The 16,998-nt window shown below is 65.2% G+C and carries 18 protein-coding genes; 13 read left to right on the top strand and 5 right to left on the bottom strand.

The features are described from left to right. Nucleotides 1–99: 99 nt before the first annotated feature. A complete protein-coding gene (locus AC1DKR_RS14450) occupies nt 100–585 on the bottom strand; it encodes an Mpo1 family 2-hydroxy fatty acid dioxygenase (protein ID WP_025874603.1) in 486 nt (161 codons plus the stop codon). Between the two features lie 137 nt (nt 586–722). After that, entirely contained in the window at nt 723–1,649 is a 927-nt protein-coding gene (locus tag AC1DKR_RS14445; protein ID WP_312107755.1) for a phosphoribosylaminoimidazolesuccinocarboxamide synthase, read from the bottom strand. A gap of 144 nt (nt 1,650–1,793) precedes the next feature. Between AC1DKR_RS14445 and AC1DKR_RS14440 the strand changes: the two genes are divergently transcribed. From AC1DKR_RS14440 to yegS, 5 genes are all read left to right on the top strand, one after another. Next, nucleotides 1,794–2,123 (top strand): J domain-containing protein, encoded by a 330-nt coding sequence (locus AC1DKR_RS14440; protein ID WP_025874605.1) that lies wholly within the window; start codon nt 1,794–1,796, stop codon nt 2,121–2,123. Nucleotides 2,124–2,179: 56 nt separating this feature from the next. Beyond that, nucleotides 2,180–2,857: a ribulose-phosphate 3-epimerase gene (rpe, locus tag AC1DKR_RS14435; RefSeq protein ID WP_046983681.1), complete on the top strand. Its 678-nt coding sequence runs from the start codon at nt 2,180–2,182 to the stop codon at nt 2,855–2,857. Nucleotides 2,858–2,869: 12 nt separating this feature from the next. Continuing rightward, complete coding sequence (locus tag AC1DKR_RS14430) at nt 2,870–3,349, top strand: GNAT family N-acetyltransferase (RefSeq protein ID WP_223497320.1); 480 nt, start codon at nt 2,870–2,872, stop codon at nt 3,347–3,349. Between the two features lie 131 nt (nt 3,350–3,480). Further along, the gene (locus AC1DKR_RS14425; RefSeq protein ID WP_478033312.1) at nt 3,481–3,963 is read left to right on the top strand and encodes a hypothetical protein; all 483 of its coding nucleotides are present in this window, start codon (nt 3,481–3,483) and stop codon (nt 3,961–3,963) included. A gap of 258 nt (nt 3,964–4,221) precedes the next feature. Further along, complete coding sequence (gene yegS, locus AC1DKR_RS14420) at nt 4,222–5,154, top strand: lipid kinase YegS (protein ID WP_478033311.1); 933 nt, start codon at nt 4,222–4,224, stop codon at nt 5,152–5,154. Between the two features lie 8 nt (nt 5,155–5,162). Here the strand turns inward: yegS and AC1DKR_RS14415 are convergent, their stop codons facing one another. Further along, the gene (locus tag AC1DKR_RS14415; protein ID WP_312786252.1) at nt 5,163–6,188 is read right to left on the bottom strand and encodes an ankyrin repeat domain-containing protein; all 1,026 of its coding nucleotides are present in this window, start codon (nt 6,186–6,188) and stop codon (nt 5,163–5,165) included. On the opposite strand from AC1DKR_RS14415, the gene AC1DKR_RS14410 reads away from it, so the two are divergent. From AC1DKR_RS14410 to AC1DKR_RS14380, 7 genes are all read left to right on the top strand, one after another. Beyond that, nucleotides 6,126–8,507 (top strand): Tle-like phospholipase domain-containing protein, encoded by a 2,382-nt coding sequence (locus AC1DKR_RS14410; RefSeq protein ID WP_478033310.1) that lies wholly within the window; start codon nt 6,126–6,128, stop codon nt 8,505–8,507. The two genes, AC1DKR_RS14415 and AC1DKR_RS14410, sit on opposite strands and share 63 nt — an antisense overlap. Before the next feature lie 176 nt (nt 8,508–8,683). Beyond that, nucleotides 8,684–10,159, top strand: coding sequence for an anthranilate synthase component I (gene trpE, locus AC1DKR_RS14405; protein WP_478033309.1), 1,476 nt, complete (start codon nt 8,684–8,686; stop codon nt 10,157–10,159). 67 nt (nt 10,160–10,226) lie between these two features. Next, nucleotides 10,227–11,006, top strand: a complete 780-nt coding sequence (locus AC1DKR_RS14400) for an SIMPL domain-containing protein (protein ID WP_478033308.1) — start codon at nt 10,227–10,229, stop codon at nt 11,004–11,006. A gap of 2 nt (nt 11,007–11,008) precedes the next feature. After that, nucleotides 11,009–11,596, top strand: a complete 588-nt coding sequence (locus tag AC1DKR_RS14395; RefSeq protein ID WP_363733955.1) for an anthranilate synthase component II — start codon at nt 11,009–11,011, stop codon at nt 11,594–11,596. Nucleotides 11,597–11,612: 16 nt separating this feature from the next. Continuing rightward, entirely contained in the window at nt 11,613–12,644 is a 1,032-nt protein-coding gene (gene trpD, locus AC1DKR_RS14390; protein ID WP_089237368.1) for an anthranilate phosphoribosyltransferase, read from the top strand. Between the two features lie 74 nt (nt 12,645–12,718). Further along, nucleotides 12,719–13,513, top strand: a complete 795-nt coding sequence (trpC, locus tag AC1DKR_RS14385) for an indole-3-glycerol phosphate synthase TrpC (protein ID WP_229290362.1) — start codon at nt 12,719–12,721, stop codon at nt 13,511–13,513. Then, nucleotides 13,510–14,226 (top strand): haloacid dehalogenase-like hydrolase, encoded by a 717-nt coding sequence (locus AC1DKR_RS14380; protein WP_442244471.1) that lies wholly within the window; start codon nt 13,510–13,512, stop codon nt 14,224–14,226. The genes trpC and AC1DKR_RS14380 overlap by 4 nt, the downstream gene beginning before the upstream one ends. 151 nt (nt 14,227–14,377) lie before the next feature. Here AC1DKR_RS14380 and AC1DKR_RS14375 read toward each other — a convergent pair whose 3' ends face one another. Both AC1DKR_RS14375 and crp read right to left on the bottom strand, forming a co-directional pair. Next, a complete protein-coding gene (locus AC1DKR_RS14375) occupies nt 14,378–15,139 on the bottom strand; it encodes a sulfite exporter TauE/SafE family protein (protein ID WP_478033307.1) in 762 nt (253 codons plus the stop codon). Nucleotides 15,140–15,233: 94 nt separating this feature from the next. Then, entirely contained in the window at nt 15,234–15,923 is a 690-nt protein-coding gene (crp, locus tag AC1DKR_RS14370; RefSeq protein ID WP_025874619.1) for a cAMP-activated global transcriptional regulator CRP, read from the bottom strand. A gap of 150 nt (nt 15,924–16,073) precedes the next feature. On the opposite strand from crp, the gene speD reads away from it, so the two are divergent. Next, nucleotides 16,074–16,868: an adenosylmethionine decarboxylase gene (speD, locus tag AC1DKR_RS14365; RefSeq protein WP_025874620.1), complete on the top strand. Its 795-nt coding sequence runs from the start codon at nt 16,074–16,076 to the stop codon at nt 16,866–16,868. The last annotated feature ends 130 nt before the right edge of the window (nt 16,869–16,998 follow it).

Here is a 16,998-nt window from a genome sequence, read left to right as displayed (position 1 = left end):
GAGAGGAGGTCACCGTGGCAGGCTGGCAGGCGCGCCGTGCAGTGTGGGTGACGGCACCTGCCCGTTCAGGAAACAAAGGCGTCGACGCGGCGACGCAGGTCAGTAGCGCCAGTCGAGCTTGCGATAGGCCTTGGCCATCACCCACGCCGGGCCGATCAGCAGGTAGGTCAGGTCGGTCAGGAAGCTGGGCTTGCGGCCTTCGAACTTGTGGCCGATGAACTGCGCGATCCAGGCGACGACGAATACGCCGATGGCCAGCGAGCGCAGGTTGTGCAGGCCGATTTCCGCTTCCAGCAGCCGGCACAGGCAGCCGAACACGAAGAACTGGATGAGCATGCCGATGCCCAGCGGACGCGACAGCTTGTTGTAGAAGCACCACGCGCTGAACATCGCAAACGCCGACCAGATGCCGTACTGGAACCAGGTGATCAGCGGCGGCACGCACCACAGCAGGGCCACCACCGACCACAGGATCGCCGGCACCGCCACCACGTGGATGCGCTGGTTGACCACATTGCGGTGGTCGTCGGAGTAGCTGGCGAAATAGCGGTCGATCGGACGCGCAAGCTGGGTGCTGGTCTGCATGTGGCCAGCATACCCCGGCCGGGGCTGTCAGTAGAGCCAGGCCATGCCTGGCTGCAGGTTCGCCGAGGTTGCCGGCCAGCGGCCGGCACTACCGCATTCAGAACGCCCCCGACACGCGGGCCGGGGGCGCAGGGGGTTCAGTCGACGCTGATCCCGGCCAAGCGCTGCAGCGCCTCGGCGTACTTGGCGCGGGTGCGCTCGATGATCTCGGCCGGGATGCTCGGGCCCGGGGCGGTCTTGCCCCAGTCCAGCGTCTCCAGGTAGTCACGCACGAACTGCTTGTCGTAGCTCGGCGGGCTGGTGCCCACTTCGTACTCGTCGGCAGGCCAGTAGCGCGAGGAATCCGGCGTCAGCATCTCGTCCATGATGTACAGGCGACCGTCGGCGTCGGTGCCGAACTCGAACTTGGTGTCGGCCAGGATGATGCCGCGCTCGCGTGCGTAATCGGCCGCGAACTTGTAGATGCGCAGCGTCGCGTCGCGCACCCGCTCGGCCATTTCCGCACCGACCGTCTTCACCATCGCGTCGAAGTCGATGTTCTCGTCATGGTCACCAACGGCGGCCTTGGTCGAGGGGGTGAAGATCGGCTCGGGCAGCTGCTCGGCCTGGCGCAGGCCGTCGGGCAGCTCGATGCCGCTGACCTTGCCGGTGCGCTGGTAGTCCTTCCAGCCGCTGCCGATCAGGTAGCCACGGGCAATCGCTTCCACCGGTACCGGCTTCAGCTTGCGGGTGACCACCGCGCGCTTGGCGTACAGGGCCGCGTCCACGCCCTCGGGCAGCACGCTGGCCACATCGATGCCGGTCAGGTGGTTGGGCATCAGGTGCGCGGTCTTGGCGAACCAGAAGTTGGACACCTGGCAGAGCATCTCGCCCTTGCCCGGGATCGGGTCGGGCAGGACCACGTCGAACGCCGACAGGCGATCGGTGGCGACCATCAAGAGGTAGTCCCCCGGTGGGGTACCGGCCGGCAGCCGCTCGCGCGGGATATCGAACACATCACGCACCTTGCCGCGGTGGCGCAAGGGCAGGCCGGGGAGATCGGATTGCAACAGCGTGGTTGGCACGGGCACTCCTGGGGCTTCGTCGATACGGCTGCCCAACGGACCCGGCGGGCCCGCAACTGGTCAGCGGGCGGCCTAGTGTAAAGCGGTCCGGGCCCGCTGTGACGTAAAATGAGCGTCCATTTCGTCGGCCGACCCCGGAGCGCCATGCGCTGGTACGGAAAACTGCTCGGATTCATCGCCGGCGCCCTGCTGTTCCGGCCCAATCCGCTGTTCGGCGCGGTGGTCGGCCTGTTGCTGGGGCATGCCTTCGACAGCGACTGGTTCCGCCTGAACAAGGAGAACCCGTACCGCGAGCTGGGGCTGACCTCCGAGGCCACGGATGCCGAGGTCGAGCGCGCCTACCGCAAGCTGATCTCCCAGTACCACCCCGACAAGCTGGGCGGCGCTGCCCCGGAGCTGCAGCAGCAGGCCGAGCAGAAGTCGCGGCGCATCAACGCCGCCTACGACCGCATCAAGACCCTGCGCAAGCGCTGACCCCATGCCCCGCCTGCGGGCGGGAGACCCCTTTCCCCGTTCCGAAGGCCCCGGCCATGTCCAACTGCCTCATCGCTCCTTCCATCCTCTCGGCCAACTTCGCCCGCCTGGGCGAGGAAGTCGACAACGTCCTGGCCGCGGGTGCCGACTGGGTCCATTTCGATGTGATGGACAACCACTACGTGCCCAACCTGACCATCGGCCCGATGGTCTGCCAAGCCCTGCGCAAGCACGGCGTCACCGCGCCGATCGACGTGCACCTGATGGTCGAGCCGGTGGACCGCATCATCCCGGACTTCGCCGAGGCCGGTGCCACCTACATCAGCTTCCACCCGGAAGCCTCGCGCCACGTCCATCGCACCATCCAGCTGATCCGCTCGCTGGGCTGCAAGCCGGGCATCGTGCTCAACCCGGCCACCCCGGTGGACATCCTCGACTGGGTGCTGGACGATCTCGACCTGGTGCTGCTGATGTCGGTCAACCCGGGCTTCGGCGGCCAGGCCTTCATTCCGTCGGCCTTGGACAAGCTGCGCGTGGTGCGCCAGAAGATCGATGCCAGCGGCCGTGACATCCGCCTGGAGATCGACGGTGGCGTGAAGGCCGATAACATCGGCGAGATCGCCGCCGCTGGCGCCGACACGTTCGTCGCCGGCTCGGCCATCTTCAACGCCAAGACCAGCTACCAGGACGTGATCGCGCAGATGCGCGCCAACGTCGCTGCAGCGCGGGGCTGAGCCATGAGCACGGTGGCCGTGTTGAACATCCGTCCGGCCACCGTCGCCGATGCTGGCCTGATCCTTCGGTTCATCCGCGAACTGGCGATCTACGAGAAGGCCGAGCAGTCGGTGCAGACCGATGAGATCGGCATCGCCGAAAGCCTGTTCGGCGCCGACGCTACCGCCCGAGCGCTGGTCTGCGAGGCGAACGGCGAAGCCATCGGCTATGCGGTGTATTTCTACAACTATTCCACCTGGCTGGGGCGCAAGGGCATCTACCTGGAAGACCTGTACGTGAGTCCGGAAAAACGTGGCTCCGGCGCGGGAAAAGCGCTGCTGAAGTACATCGCCCGCCAGGCGGTAGCTGAAGGTTGTGGTCGCTTCGAGTGGTCGGTGCTGGACTGGAACACGCCGGCCATCGAGTTCTACACCGCAGCTGGCGCCAGACCGCAGGACGAGTGGACGGTGTACCGGTTGGAAGGTGAGGCGCTGAAGGCATTCGCCGGGTAGGCCGTGTCCTGGTGACTGGTGTGCCGATGAAATACGCCATTGCCGCACTCCGACAGCGGCTGCCGGCTTCGATTGCTGGCTGCAGGCAGGCGCTGGAGGCTGCCGGCGGTGACCTGTCACAGGCGCACGCCTTGGTGGTTGATCAGCTCGTGGCCGATTACGGGCACCGCACAGGGTTGGGTGCCGCCGAGGCCGCCATCGAGCTGCAGGCCGCTGGCCATGACGTGGAACGCGCCATGATGCTTTGGCGTCGCCGCCACCCATCGCCGCCGCCGCGGCCATTTGCGGCGCTTGAAAAGGGATGGGCACTGGCAGCGGAGCTGGCTTCGGTGGGCGCCGGGTTGCGCTGCTTCGCCCATGTCATTCCTGGCGAACAAGACACCTACGAGCTGCGCTTGATCACCCATGCCGCACGCTTCACCGAGACCGCCTATGGCTTCGACTACGACTACGCCATGCAGGACGCGCAGACGCGGGTGGAACGCAGGTTCGTGACCGGAATTCCGGCGCTCGACCTTCTGTTGCAGGAGTACGCAATTGATGAAGCGATGTTGTGCAGCATCGATGCCTTCGACAGCTGCCTCCTGCACGGTCCCATCGAGGCTTACCTGTGAGCCGGCCTCTACACCCGCGCGATGGGTAAAAAAAAGCCACGCCAAACACTGGCGTGGCCTTGCTGCATGCGTGGGAGGCTGATCCTGCCTCCATCCGTCGTCCCTGCTATGGACTTCCATTCTCCGGGTGGCCGATGACACCGGCATGACATGCTGCGCGGGCGAGCCCAGCGCCCTGACCTGAACGGTGCCCTCTTCCTTTCACTGGCCCCGAACGCGCGGTTGCTAGCCTGTGCCGCCCTTCCCTGGAAGCACCGCATGAGCACACCGCGCTGGCGCCTGATCCTCAACGGCAAGTCCGCAGGCAACGATGACCTGCGCGAGGCCGTGGGCCACTGGCGCGAACGCGGCGTGCAGCTGGAAGTGCGGGTGACCTGGGAAGACGGTGACGCCGAGCGCTACGTTGCGGAGGCCATCGACCACGGTGTGGACGTGATCGTGGCGGCCGGTGGCGACGGCACGCTCAGCGCGGTGGCCGAGACGCTGGCGCATCGCGACGAGCCGGCTGAGGCGCTGCCTTCGCTTGCGCTGGTGCCGATGGGCACCGCCAACGATCTCGCCACCGCTGCGGGCATTCCGGTGGAGCCGCAGGAGGCCTTCGCACTGATTGCCAGCGGTACGCCGCGTCCGATGGACCTGCTGCGCGTCGATGCCGACGGCAAGCCATGGTGGTGCGCCAACCTAGCCAGCGGCGGCTTCGGTACCCAGGTCACGGTGGAAACCGATGCGGGCTTGAAGAAGATGCTTGGCGGTTTGGCGTATGTCATTACCGGCATCGCCAAGCTCGGTCGCATAGAACCCATCACCGCGCGCCTGAGCGGGCCGGATTTCCAGTGGGAAGGTGGGTTCATAGCGCTGGGTATCGGTAACGGCCGCCAAGCGGGTGGTGGTCAGCAGCTGTGCCCGCAGGCACTGATCGATGACGGCCTGCTGGATGTCACCGTAGTGCCGGAACTGGAGGGTGAAGTCGCAGCCACCCTTGGACAGATGCTGACCGGCGGCAAGGAGGCGGCGCTTGAACGTGTCGCCACGCGCGCGCAGCTGCCGTGGCTGCAGATCGACGCAACGCAGCCGTTGACGTTGAACCTGGACGGCGAACCGGTGCAGGCACGCCGCTTCCGCATCGAATGCGTGGCGGGCAGGGTGCGCATGCATCTGCCGGATGACTGCGTGCTGCTTTCCAGCAGCTGAGACAGGAATCAGAGCAGCGGAATGTCTTCTTCCTTTGTGGGGAAGCCGAAGGCTTCACGCTTGTCGCGGATGCCTTTTGGCATCGGGGGACGAGGGATGCCCCGGGCGACAAGCCACTGCTGGCACTTCTTCTGCCATGGCAGAAGATCGGGTGTAGTGATGCCCCAGAAGATGTGCTCGGCGATCAGCATTCTGTCGGGATCGCCGATGGATGATTTCAGCATCACCGTAGGGTCGGCCCCGTGCTCCAGCAGCCAATAGGCATGCTCGAATCCACCCCGGGTGGTGTACCAGCTGAGGACTGTGTCGGCGGTGCCGCGATTGGATTCATTGATGTTCGCTCCATTCTCAATCAGAAGTTTCACGTTCTCCCACTGATTGCCTGCGATGAAGGCTTGAAACAGCAACGTTTCGCCTGCCGAATTCCGCGTGTTGGGATCGCCGCCGTACTTGAGCAGCAACTGCAGGTAGCGCGCGTCGTCCAGCTTTGCGGCGTAGACCATGGCGTTGTTGTAGCCAAGTCTGCGGCCATCCACGACCTTGTAAGCGCGGGCATTTGGATCTGCCCCGTTTTCAAGAAGTGCGCGGAGGCCGTCCAGACTGCCTGTGCGTAGAGGCCAGGCGACCATGGGAATCCCGTCTTCACGCGAGAACGTCTTGTCCGGATCGACACCCTCTTCACCGATGAGGCGGCGAATGGCCTTTGAATCGCCGCTTTCCGTGGCGATGGCAAGCTGCAGAGCCCTCCCTTCAAAGTAGTTGTCTGCTCCATGACTCGATGATGCCGCGCAGCCGCTGATCAACAAAAGTGTGAGACAAGCCGCGGAGATGAGGGCTTTCTGCACACATTTGTGAAAGTGAATGGGCATTATCATCCTGATGATTTGGCTGAAACGTGACATTAGCAAAAAGTTCTGATAATCGATAAGCATCGCGTGCCCAAGCCCGTGCCCGGCGCAATGGAGTTTGCCATGAATGGAACCGACATCGAGGCGCGTGCGCGCGCCCTCCAGCAGCAGGATCTTCTCGTTCAACAGCTGCGGGAAAGCGGCAATGACAGGGAAGCTGATCGTCTTCAGGAGACCTATCACGCGCGTGAAATGTCTGGTCTCGCAGCTGATGTCTATCAATCAGCCAAGCACGAAGGTGCGCCTCCCGTGGGATGGACGCGCGGCAGCTCCGATCCGGATGCACTGCGCGCTGCAGGCATCAACATGTCTGACGAAGAGTTGCGTGAGCTTCTGCAACCGCCGCAGTCTGGATTCCGTGCGGAAATATATGTTCCCGACAAAGCGCTTTTCGGTGCAGACGCAAAGCCGGTGGTGGTCTACAAAGGCTCCACCGGTAAGATCGCCGATCCTCTTGCACCGAATGGATGGCGTGAGTCGGGCGGCGAGGATTTTCTGAACAATGGGCAGCAAGGCATTGGGATGCGAAGCGACTACTACGATCGCGCCATGTCACTTGCCACGCAGCTGAATGATCGCATTGGCAACAACTTCGAAATCGCCGGTCACTCCCTCGGTGGCGGCATGGCTTCCGCCGCGTCGGCCGTCACCGGCGCACGCGCCACTACCTTCAATGCGGCAGGCCTGCATCCGGAAACAGCGGCTCGTTTCGCGAAGGAAAATGGTCTGCCCACCTTCAATCCGCAACAAAGCGTGCACACCTACCAGACCACCGGCGAGGTGCTGAATGACGTGCAGAACGGCATGCAGCGCCTGAGCGAGCAGCAGCGTCGCGGCTATGGCGTGCTTGCCAATGAAATGGGCATGTTGCTGAAGGAGCCCGCCATGCAGAAGCTGGTGGGCGACAAGCTGCGCGAGATGATGCCACCGGGTGCGCAGACGTCCGCAGCGCAGTTCATCGAACAACTGGCGACACAGCCGGGGCAGGAAGCTCTGCGCAATATCCCGGTGGCTGCTGGCCGTGCCGAACTGCTGCTTGAGGCCAAGACACGCGACGCACAGGGCACTATCGTCAATCGTTCGCAGGTAGCGGCGCCAAGCCAGGTTGCAGAGTTGGCTGGACCGCTTTCCACGGTGCTGCACGCCACCGGCTACGGTATGCGCGGCGGACGTGTGATCGGTGAGCAGGTTGAACGCGCGGGGGCGACTGGCGCGCATGTCCTGGACAGGGCCGGTGATGGCGCGGAGCAGATTCTGAGGACCCAGGGCATGGCCATTGGCCAGGTCGTGAACATGGGATCGACCACGCTCCAGGTGGGTACCCGGGCCACCACCACCGTGATCGCCTCCGGGCGCGAGTTGACCGGAAGCATCGAGGCGACCCTGCATCGGGCGCAATCGCAGGCCAGTTCCCATGGCATGTCCGCACTGTCGTGGGTGGCCGGTCGGATCGGTTTGGATAACGCGTCCGACAGGTTGGCCAAAGAAGCCGAAAGGACACGTACTACGGGCGAGCAACGCGCGGTACATGCGTCGCGACAAGCACATGCCGATGCCGAAGGGACGCGCGCCTTTGGCGAGCGGACGGCCACGGCCATCGGCAATGACGGGCAGTGGGTGGCCGGCAAGCTGCAGAACGGTTTTGCCACCGCCGGCGCCCATGTGGACCGCGGCTATGACTTGGTGGCATCGAAGGTAAAGGGCGTTACCGCCCAAGCGCCAGCTGCCATGGCGACGGTCGGGGGCATCAGTGTGGGGGTGGGCACTGCGGCAGCAACGCATGTACCCACCGGTGTCCTGCCATTGGATGCGGTGAAGCTCTCCAATCTCGCTCAGTCCGCGCGACTGATCCGTGACATCGGTCCAGCGTTTGGCGAGGCAACTGCACGCCATGGCATGGCCGAGACTGTCATTCCCAGCCTGGACTCGGAACTGATCAAGCAGGAAGCCGTCGCCCGCAAGCTGGTCGAGCAGCACCAGCGCATACAGCATCCCGAGGATGGCCGCCGCGCCAGCGTGGCAGCAGAGCCGGCTGCGCGCGGGCACGGCATCAATGACCCTGGCCACACCGACTACCGGTTGTTCAATGGCGCACAGACCGGGGTCCACGCCCTGGACCGCGCCCACAACCGGGTGCCTGACCTGCAGAGCGACCAGCTCGCCGGCGCACTGGCCGTACAGGCCAAGCGCGAAGGGCTGGAGTCCATTTCCCACGTGGTGCTCAGCGAGGATCACAGCCGTGCCTTCGCGGTGGATACGCCGGACCTGAACGCCGCGCACCGCCGCCATGCCCACGTCGATGTGGCAGCGGGCATGGCCCAGCCGCTGAGCGCGAGCACGGCCCAGGTTGACGCGATCAACGCCAGTCGCGAGCAGGCGCAGGGGGGGGCGCTGGCCCAGCAGCAGGTGCAGGAGACCCAGGAACAGGCACGGCGGATGGGCTAAGGCGGCGCAAACCGCCCGTCGCCAAAGGGTTTCCCTGCGGCCAAAGCTGCGATACAGTCAATGCGTGTCCAGCCTGACGACCCCGCATACCCTTTCTTCCGCACGCCGTTGGTGGCGATGGTGGCCTGTTGCCGTCGTCCGTCCCCATAACGCTGTGTCCCGGAAGGAAAGTCGTCTTGATCTCGCACGCTCAGTTTCAGCAGCAGGCCGCTGAAGGCCACACCCATATCCCCGTTGTCCGCGAAGTGCTGTCCGACCTGGACACGCCGCTTTCGGTCTATCTGAAGCTCGCCGACGGCCCCAATACCTACCTGTTTGAATCCGTCGAAGGCGGCGAGCGCTTTGGTCGTTACTCGATCATCGGCCTGCCGGCACGTCGCGTGTACGCCTTCCACGGCCACACCCTGACCGTGCGCGAGGACGGGCAGGTGGTGGAAACCCGCGAGGTGGCCGATCCGTTTGCCGAGGTCGAGGCGCTGCGCAGTGCCCACTCGGTGCCGAAGCTGGAAGGCCTGCCGGGCTTCACCGGTGGCCTGGTCGGCTGGTTCGGGTTCGAGTGCATCGGCTACATCGAGCCGCGCCTGGCATCGCCGGCCGGCCGCGACGAACTGGGCACTCCGGACATCCTGCTGCTGCACTCCGATGAGCTGGCGGTGTTCGACAACCTGAAGGGCCGGCTGTACCTGATCGTGCACGCCGACCCGCGCCAAGCGGGCGCTTTCGAGCAGGCGCAGGCGCGCCTGGACGCATTGGCGGCCAAGCTGCGCGCGCCGGGTGCCGGCTATCCGGCACCACTCACCAGCGACGTGCTGGACGAGTCCGATTTCGTCTCCGGTTTCACCCGCGAAGGCTTCGTCGATGCGGTCCAGCGCAGCAAGGAGTACATCCGTGCCGGCGACATCTTCCAGGTGGTGCTCAGCCAGCGCTTGAGCGTGCCGTTCAAGGCGCGGCCGGTGGATGTGTACCGCGCGCTGCGGGCACTGAACCCGTCGCCGTACATGTATTTCCTCGATGTCGGCGACCTGCAGGTGGTCGGCTCGTCGCCGGAAATCCTGGTGCGTCTGCAGGACGGTGAAGTGACCGTGCGCCCGATCGCCGGCACCCGCCCGCGCGGCGCCACGCCGGAACTGGACCAGGCGCTGGAAGTCGAGCTGCTGGCCGATCCGAAGGAACGCGCCGAGCACCTGATGCTGATCGACCTGGGCCGCAACGACGCCGGCCGCGTGTCCAAAGCCGGTACCGTGGAAGTGGGCGAGCAGTTCGTGATCGAACGCTACAGCCACGTCATGCACATCGTCAGCGAAGTGACCGGGCAGCTGCAGCCGGGCCTGAGCTACGCCGACGTGCTGCGTGCCACCTTCCCGGCCGGTACGGTCAGCGGTGCGCCGAAGATCCGCGCGCTGGAAGTGATCCGCGAACTGGAACCGATCAAGCGCAATGTCTACGCCGGCAGCATCGGCTACATCGGCTGGCACGGCGATGCCGATACCGCGATCGCGATCCGCACCGCCGTGATCAAGGACGGCCGCCTGTACGTGCAGGCCGGCGCCGGCATCGTCTACGACTCGGACCCGGACAAGGAGTGGGACGAGACGATGAACAAGGGCCGCGCGCTGTTCCGCGCCGTCGCCCAGGCCGCCAAGGGCCTGTAAGCCTCCCCGTGCCGTGGCCTGCGCCGCGGCAACTTCCGCTGTTCCTGTTCAAGACAAGGAGTACCGCATGAAGCTGCTGAGCGCATTGCTGTGGTCGTCGCTGCTGGCCACGATGGCCCCGTCTGCCTGGGCGCAGGCCAACACCATTCCCTCGCAGCCGCACCTGCTGGTGAAGGGCGAGGCGCGCCGTCTGGTGATGCCTGACCGGTTCGGCCTGCAATTGAACATCGAAGAGACCGATATGGATGCCGATGCCGCGCGTCGCCGCGTGCAGGACAACGTCGCCCGCGTGCTGGCGCTGTTCAAGCAGCACAAAGCGGTGGACGGCAGCGTGCGCGCGGATAACCTGCGCATCGGCCCAGCGACGCGCTATGAGCAAAGCCGGCAGGTCTTCATCGGTACGCGCGTGTCACGCCAGCTGCGCGCCAGCTTTGCCAGCGTGAAGGCGATGCAGGATGTGCTGGGTGCGCTGAAGGCCAATGAAAACGTACAGGTCAGCAGCCTGGCCCCGACGTACTCGGGAGAGGTGGCGCTGCGCCGTGAACTCAAGGGCGAGGCCGCGGCCAAGACCCGCGAGTCCGCGCAGGGGCTGGCCAAGGCCTATGGAACAAAGGTGCGTGGCCTGTACAGCATCTCCGATGTGGCGCCGGACTTCGCATATGGCATCCAGGCCGGGCAATGGCCGCAGCCGGGCGAGGATGGTGAGTATCTCGACAGGATCTCGGTGACCGGCAGCTACGCACCGGCCTCGGCGCCTGCTCCCGCTGCACCCGAATCCATCGAAGCGGGCCCCATCACCTATACCGAAAACGTGTACGCCATTTTCCTGATAAGCGACGGAACCTGACCATGTTGTGGATGATCGACAACTACGACAGCTTCACCTACAACCTCGTGCAGTACCTGCAGACGCTGGGTGCCGAAGTGAAGGTGGTGCGCAACGATGCGATGAGCGTGGACGAGATCGCCGCGCAGAAGCCCGAACGCATCGTCATCTCACCCGGCCCGTGCACGCCCAACGAAGCGGGCGTGTCGCTGGAGCTGATCCGGCGCCTGGGCCCGACCACGCCGATCCTCGGCGTGTGCCTGGGCCACCAGGGCATCGGCCAGGTCTACGGCGGCACGGTCATCCGCGCCGGCAACATCATGCACGGCAAGACCTCGCCGATCCGGCATCAAGGCAAGGGCGTGTTCGCCGGCCTGCCGGATGGCTACCAGGCCACCCGCTACCACTCGCTGGTGGTGGACAAGAACAGCCTGCCCGATGCGCTGGAAGTGACCGCATGGACCGAAAACGAGGATGGCTCGATCGAAGAGATCATGGGCCTGCGCCACCGCCAGTTCCCGGTGGAGGGCGTGCAGTTCCATCCCGAATCGATCCTCACCGAGCATGGTCACGCGCTGCTGCGCAATTTCCTGCAGCGCCCGGCTGCCTGATCCAAGGAGTATTCCGATGAGCTTCTCCCCCCAGGAAGCCCTGCAACGCACTATCGAACACCGCGAGATCTTCTTCGACGAAATGGTCGACCTGATGCGGCAGATCATGCGCGGCGATGTCTCGCCGATGATGACCGCCGCCATCCTCACCGGCCTGCGCGTGAAGAAGGAAACCATCGACGAGATCGCTGCCGCCGCCACGGTGATGCGCGAATTCGCGCTGGCCGTGCCGGTCGCCGATACCACCCACCTGGTCGACATCGTCGGCACCGGTGGCGATGGCTCGCATACCTTCAACATCTCCACCTGCGCGATGTTCGTTGCCGCCGCCGCCGGCGCGCGCGTGGCCAAGCATGGCAACCGCAGCGTGTCGTCCAAGTCAGGCAGTGCCGATGCGGTCGAAGCACTGGGTGCGGCGATCGAGCTGCAGCCTGCGCAGGTGGCAGCGGCCATCGAACAGACCGGCATCGGCTTCATGTTCGCGCCGATCCACCACCCGTCGATGAAGGTGGTGGCGCCGGTGCGTCGCGAGATGGGCGTGCGTACCATCTTCAACATCCTCGGCCCGCTGACCAACCCGGCCAATGCGCCGTCGGTGCTGATGGGCGTGTTCCACCCCGATCTGGTCGGCATCCAGGCGCGCGTGCTGCGCGAACTGGGCGCCGAGCGTGCCATGGTGGTGTGGGGCCGCGACAACATGGACGAGATCTCGCTGGGCGCCGGCACCCTGGTGGGTGAGCTGCGCGACGGCAAGGTGCGCGAGTACGAGATCCATCCGGAAGACTTCGGCATCGCCATGTCGGCCAGCCGCAACCTGCGCGTGGACGGCCCGGAGCAGTCCATCGCCATGCTGCGCGCGGTGCTGGACAACGAGCCGGGCCCGGCACTGGACATCGTCGCCCTGAATGCGGGCGCAGCGTTGTACGTGGCCGGCGTGGCCAGCGATATCGGCGACGGCCTGGCCCGCGCCCGCGCGGTCATCGCCGATGGCAGCGCCCGTGCCCGCCTGCAGCAGTATGTCGATACCACCCGCGCGCTGGTTGCCTGAGCGCGCGGTTCAGCCTGACCCACCCGATGGCCGATAATGGTCGTCCTCACCGCCCCAGCACCGACCCGACGACGATGAGCGATATCCTGCAGACGATCCTGGCCCGCAAGGCCGAAGAAGTAGCCCAGCGCCGCGCCCAGCGGCCGCTTGAGGAGCTGCAGGCCGCGCTGGCCGATGCGCCGCCGGTGCGCGGTTTCGTGCGCGCGCTGCAGGCCGCCGTGGCCAATGGTGATCCAGCGGTGATTGCCGAAGTGAAGAAGGCCAGCCCGTCCAAGGGCGTGATCCGCCCCGACTTCCGCCCGGCCGATATCGCGGTCAGCTATGAGTTCGGCGGCGCCAGCTGCCTGTCGGTGCTGACCGACGTGGATTTCTTCCAGGGGGCCGACGTCTACCTGCAGCAGGCCCGCGATGCCTGCACGCTGCCGGTGCTGCGCAAGGACTTCGTGATCGACGCCTACCAGGTGTACGAGGCCCGAGTGCTCGGCGCCGACTGCATCCTGTTGATCGTCGCCGCGCTGGACGATACGCAGCTGGCCACGCTGTCCGAACTGGCGATGTCGCTGGGCATGGACGTGCTGGTGGAAGTGCATGACATCGACGAACTGGAGCGTGCGCTGCAGGTGCCGGCGCCGATGATCGGCATCAACAACCGCAACCTGCGCACCTTCGAGGTGTCGCTGCAGACCACGTTGGACATGCGCCTGGCCGTGCCGCGCGACCGCCTGCTGGTTACCGAGAGTGGCATTCTCGGCCCGCAGGACGTGGCGTTGATGCGCGATGCCGGCATCCACTCGTTCCTGGTCGGCGAGGCCTTCATGCGCGTGGAAGAGCCGGGCGAGGGTCTGCGTCAGCTATTCTTCGCAGCATGAAAACGCACTATCCAACGCCGCGCGAGGATGCGCCGCTGGTGGTCTTCGACTTCGACCACACCCTGTATGACGGCGATTCGGGTACCCACCTGTTCGCGTCGCTGATCAAGCGCAACCCGCTGCGGATGCTGGCGGCGCTGCTGGTCACCCCGATTGCCGGGCCGATGGTGGCGATGCTGCCGACCCGCCGTGCCGGCATTTCGGTCTATGTGTGGATCGGCAGCTTCGGCCTGCACCGCGCGCGTGAGTTCAACAAGGTGATCGACGCCTACGTGCTGCGCAACGAGGCGCAGATGCGCGCCAAGCTGTTGCCGCAGGCGCTGGAGGTGTTCGCCGCGCATCGTGCCAAGGGCGACCGCGTGGTGGTGGCCACCGGTGCGCCGCCGGAGCTGGCCCGCGCGATCCTGGCCTTTGTCGCTCACCAGGACGTGCCGGTGATCGGCACCGAAGTGGGGCCGCGTCTGGGCGGGGTAGGGCCGACCCGACACTGCCACAACGAAGAGAAGATGCGCATGCTGCGCGAGCGCGGCTACGGTGACATCGACATCGCCTATTCCGACAGCACCGCCGATCTCCCGCTGCTGCTGGCGGCGAAAGCGCCGGTGGTGGTCAACCCGAAGCCGGCCAAGGTGGAATTCTTCCGCCGCGTGCTGCCGGCCGGTACCCGCATCCTCAACTGGGGCTGCGCGGACCGCGGTGGCGACAAGGCGTAATCGATCCCGCCAGCCCGCCGGGCAGGGACCCGGTAGTGCCGGCCGCTGGCCGGCAACCTTGCATCCCCTTCCGCAGCTCATGAGGTCGCCGGCCAGCGGCCGGCACTACCGAATCCCACGCGGGTAGCGCCGGGCCACGCCCGGCGGGCGGTCAGCGGCCCAGGTACCCGAACAGCGCATGGCCCACCTGGAACAGGCTGATGCCCAGCACCAGCACGCCCACTGCGACCAGCACCCAGCGTTCCTTCACCCGTTTCACCAGCACCGCCGCCACCGGCGCGGCCATCATGCCGCCGATCAGCAGGCCGGCGACGATCTGCAGGTGCTGCACCCCCATCGACAGCAGGAACGTGGCCGAAATGGTCAACGTGACCACGAACTCGGCCGCGTTGACGGTGCCGATCGTGGTCCTGGCCTGGCCACCGCGGGCGAGCAGGGTGGAGGTGGCCACCGGGCCCCAGCCGCCGCCGCCGCTGGCATCGAGCAGACCAGCGAAGAATCCCAGCACCGGCACCCGGCGGATCTCGCCCTTGGGCATCCAGCGGCCGGCCGCGCGGGCCAGGATGATGATGGCCAGCACCAGCAGGTACAGGTAGATCAGCGGGCCGATCAGGTCGCCAGGGACCTGTGTCAGGACGTACGCGCCGAGTGCGCCGCCCAGAGCGCCGGGCAAGGCGAGGCGGAAGAACAGGCGTTTGTCGACATTGCCTGCTACCAGATGCGACACACCGGATGCGCCGGTGGTGAACACCTCAGCGGTATGGACGCTGGCGCTGACCTGTGCGGGAGGCAGCCCCATGCTGAGCAGCACCGATGAAGAAACCAGCCCGAATGCCATGCCCAGCGCACCATCAACCAGCTGTGCGCCAAGGCCGATGAGGATGAACCACCAGAATTCGCTGCTCAGTTCCATGGATCGAGCCTAGCGGAAGCGGGTGTGCGGGACATGCGATGGTACGTCGCACGTACGGCGATCCGCCGGGCCATGCCCGGCGGACACCGGGTGGTCAACGGGTGCCGTACAGCACCACGGTCTTGCCGCGGGCATGCAGCAGGCCGTCGGTCTGCAGCTTCTTCAACACCCGGCCGGCCATTTCGCGCGAGCAGCCCACCAGACGGGCCAGTTCCTGGCGTGAGACGCGCAGCTGGCTGCCCTGCGGGTGGCTCATCGACTCCGGCTCCTGCGCCAGATCGTGCAGGGTGCGCACGATACGGTCGGTGACATCCAGGAACGCCAGGCGGCTGGCCTTGCGGCTGGTGTCCAGCAAGCGCTTGGAGATCTGCTGGCCCAGCGCGTACAGCAGGCGCGGGGCATCGGCCGACAGCGGGCCGAGGAACAGCTGATGCAGGCGCTCGTAGCTGATTTCGGCCAGCTCACAGGCCGTGCGGGTGCGCAGGATCACCTCGCGGCGATCCGACTCCACGAACAGGCCCATCTCGCCGACGAACTCACCGGCGCCGAAATAGCCCAGCACGAGCTCACGGTCCTCTTCCTCCTCGGCCATGATCGAAACCGAGCCGCTGATGACGTAATACAGGGTGCCTGCCGGATCACCGGGTCGGAAGACGTCGGTACGGGTGGGATAGCGCCGCCTGTGGCTGTGTGCCAGGAAGCGGTCGATTGTTGCGATGTCCAAGGCCAATGGGCTGCTAGCTAGGCGCACGGTTGACACGATAGGGGCGCTCCCTCTGCGCATGAACGGATTCACGGGGTCGATAGCGGAGCTTAACCAGCGCAATTGTTAAGGGCAAACAGTGTGCCAGAACCTGAGCGTCTTCACGTTCCCCCTGGAGACACTTATGCCGCATAATTCCCCCTTTCCCTTCTTACACAGGAATCGACCGCCGTGGTCAAGCCGTTGCCTCGCCTGAGGTTGCAGGGTTTCAACAACCTCACCAAGGCGCTGAGCTTCAACATCTATGACGTGTGTTACGCGCGCACCGAAGAGGAGCGTCAGCGTTACATTGAATACATCGATGAAGAGTACAACGCCGACAGGCTTACTCAAATCTTGACCGATGTCGCTGAGATCATCGGCGCCAACATCCTCAACGTGGCGCGCCAGGATTACGATCCGCAGGGTGCCTCGGTGACGATCCTGATCTCCGAAGAGCCGGTGATCGACAAGAAGCAGGCCGGCAAGGAGTTGATTTCCGATGCCGTGGTCGCGCACATGGACAAGTCGCACATCACCGTGCACACCTATCCGGAAACGCACCCGCAGGAAGGCATTGCCACCTTCCGCGCCGATATCGACGTGGCTACCTGCGGCGTCATTTCGCCGTTGAAGGCACTGAACTACCTGATCGAAAGCCTGGAATCGGACATCGTGATCATGGACTACCGTGTCCGTGGCTTCACGCGTGATGTGAAGGGCAAGAAGCACTACATCGATCACAAGATCAACTCGATCCAGAACTTCCTGGCCAAGAACATCAAGTCGCGTTACGAGATGTTCGACGTCAACGTCTACCAGGAAAACATCTTCCACACGAAGATGCACCTGAAGGACTTCGACCTGGACCAGTACCTGTTCGAGGAGAAGGCCAAGAACATCTCGTTCAAGGAACGCATGAAGATCGAAGCGCTGCTGCGTCGTGAGATCGAAGAGCTGTTCCACGGCCGGAACCTGGCTGAGTGACCCATGCGCGATGCCGTCAGGCATCGCCACCCAGGCGGGACGCCCCGCCCCGTGGAACCTGCGCTTGGCGCAATCTTCAGTTCCACGGCGATGTACCGACTTACGGCCCGGTGTGAAAACACCGGGCCGT

The sequence above is a fragment of the Stenotrophomonas sp. 01N47 genome (assembly GCF_056399165.1).
This window is presented reverse-complemented; position numbering and strand designations above follow the sequence as displayed.